Raw genomic sequence first — 2103 nt, forward strand, 5'->3', positions numbered from 1 at the left:
AACTTGCGCGGCGCAAAACTCCAGGGCCCGCCGCTCGCTGCCACGGTGTCGCCGCGCAAGGCATTGCGCAGAATGCGCGCGCCGCTTTCGAAGCGTTCGCGCGTGCTGTCGGCAGCGATTTCCAGGCTGGCCAGCGACGCCGGTTCGGTGCCGCGGCCCAGACCGATGTCGATGCGCCCGCCGCTCTGGAAATCGAGCTGGGCGATTTCCTCGGCAAGCATCAGCGGATGGTGCAAGGGCAGCACCAGCACCGCCGTGCCCACGCGCAGGCGCTCGGTGCGCGCCAGCAAGGCGGAGGCCAGCAGCAGCGGCGACGGATACTGCCAATCGCTTTGCGGCAGGCGGAATTCGCTGAACCAGGCGCCGTCGAAGCCCCAGCGGTCGGCGCTTTCGAAAATCGCGCGGAATGCCTGGTGATCTCCGGCCATCGCTTCGCGCGTCCAGCCTGCAATGTCGATGCGCATCATGTCGTTTCTTCCTGCGGTCGGCTGCGCGCGCGCAGCAAGGTATGCGGCGCCACGGCGATGCGCTGGAAGCGCACGCCGAACACCTCGTCGAGCTGCGGCGCGTGCAGCAGGTCGGCGGGCACGCCATCCATTGCCACGCGGCCCGCATGCATGACCACCACACGATCAAAGCATTCGAAAGCGAGATCGAGGTCGTGCATCACCACCACCACCAGGCGCTCGCGCCCGCGCCGCGCCAAGGCCTGCACCAGCGCCAGCCGGTGCTGCACGTCGAGCGCCGCGCCGGGCTCGTCGGCCAGCAGCACCGGCGGATCGGTGGCCAGCACCGCGGCGAGCATGCCGCGCGCGCGCTCACCACCCGACAGCGTGCTCCAGCGGCGCGCGGCCAGCGGCTGCAAATCGGCCTGCACCAGCACCTGCGCGGCCTGCGCCGGGTCGGGCAGGCGCATCTGCACCAGATCGTGCAGCGTCACGTCCCAATGCGGCTCGAAGCGCTGCGGCATATAGCCTATGTGCCGGGCGCGCGCGCGCACGTCGAGCGCGCGCAGCGGCCGGCCCTGCAACGCCACGCCGCCGCGCTCGGGCGCGAGCTGGCCCGCAAGCACCTGCAGCAGCGTGGACTTGCCCGCGCCGTTGGGCCCGACCAGCGCCACCGCGCCGCGTTGCGGCAGGTCCAGAGAAATGTCGTCGAGCAGCACCCGGCCTTGGCGCTGCAGGAAAAGATGGGCAGCGCCCAGCATCGCGGTAGCGCTCATGCGCGGCCTCCATAGGCGCGCAGCCGGCGCGCGAGCAGCACGATGAAGAACGGCCCGCCGGCCACGGCCGTGATCAGGCCCAGCGGCACTTCGGCCGGCGGCAGCACGCTGCGCGCGATCGCATCGGCCACGGTCACGACCACCGCGCCGGCCAGCGCGCTCGCGGGCAGCACCCAGCGGTGGCGCGGGCCCACCCACCAGCGCGCGATATGCGGCGCGGCCAGGCCGACGAACGCGACCAGCCCGCCATAGGCCACGGCCGCGGCCACGACCAGCGAGCCCAGCAGCACGGCGCGCGGCACGAAGCGCGCGACATCGAGGCCGAACGACTGCGCCGTGGCATCGCCCAGGCCCAGCAGATCGAGGCCGCGCGCCAGCGTCTGCGTGGCAAGAAGGCAGGCCAGCGTGATCAGCGCCAGCCAGCCCAGTCCGCTCCAGGTCGGCGTCTGGATGCCACCCAGCACCCAGCTCATCACGACCTGCAAACTCACGGTTTCATCGGACAGCGCGAGCATCAGGAACGAACGTATCGCGCCCAGCATCGCGGCCATGGCCACGCCCGCGAGCAGCATGCCGGACGCGTCCAGCGCACCCGCGACGCGCGCCACGCCCAGCACCAGCACGGTCGAGCCCCAGGCACCGGCGAACGCCAGCACGGGCAGCAGCCAGGACTGCGGCAGGCCCAGCGGCACCAGCAAGGCAATGGTCGCGCCCAGCGCCGCGCCGCCCGAAGCGCCGAGCAGATAGGGCTCGGCCAGCGGGTTGCGGAACACGCCCTGGAACACCGCGCCCGAAAGCCCCAGCAGCGCACCCACGCAGGCCGCGGCGAACACGCGCGGCATGCGCCATTCCCACAGCAGGCGGCCGCGCAGCGTCTCGCG

3 protein-coding genes are annotated in these 2103 nt (G+C 72.2%); all 3 read right to left on the minus strand.

The genetic code is table 11. From position 1 onward, the window contains the following. The coding region (locus tag D3H34_RS31965) for an LLM class flavin-dependent oxidoreductase (protein WP_286186536.1) at nucleotides 1-467 on the minus strand (467 nt) is incomplete at its 3' end. Next, nucleotides 464-1222 (minus strand): ABC transporter ATP-binding protein, encoded by a 759-nt coding sequence (locus D3H34_RS31970; RefSeq protein ID WP_119558798.1) that lies wholly within the window; start codon nucleotides 1220-1222, stop codon nucleotides 464-466. The genes D3H34_RS31965 and D3H34_RS31970, both read right to left, overlap by 4 nt. Beyond that, nucleotides 1219-2103 (minus strand): FecCD family ABC transporter permease (locus D3H34_RS31975; protein ID WP_147400558.1); only part of this gene is annotated, 885 nt, incomplete at its 5' end. The genes D3H34_RS31970 and D3H34_RS31975, both read right to left, overlap by 4 nt.

The sequence above is a fragment of the Acidovorax cavernicola genome (assembly GCF_003581445.1).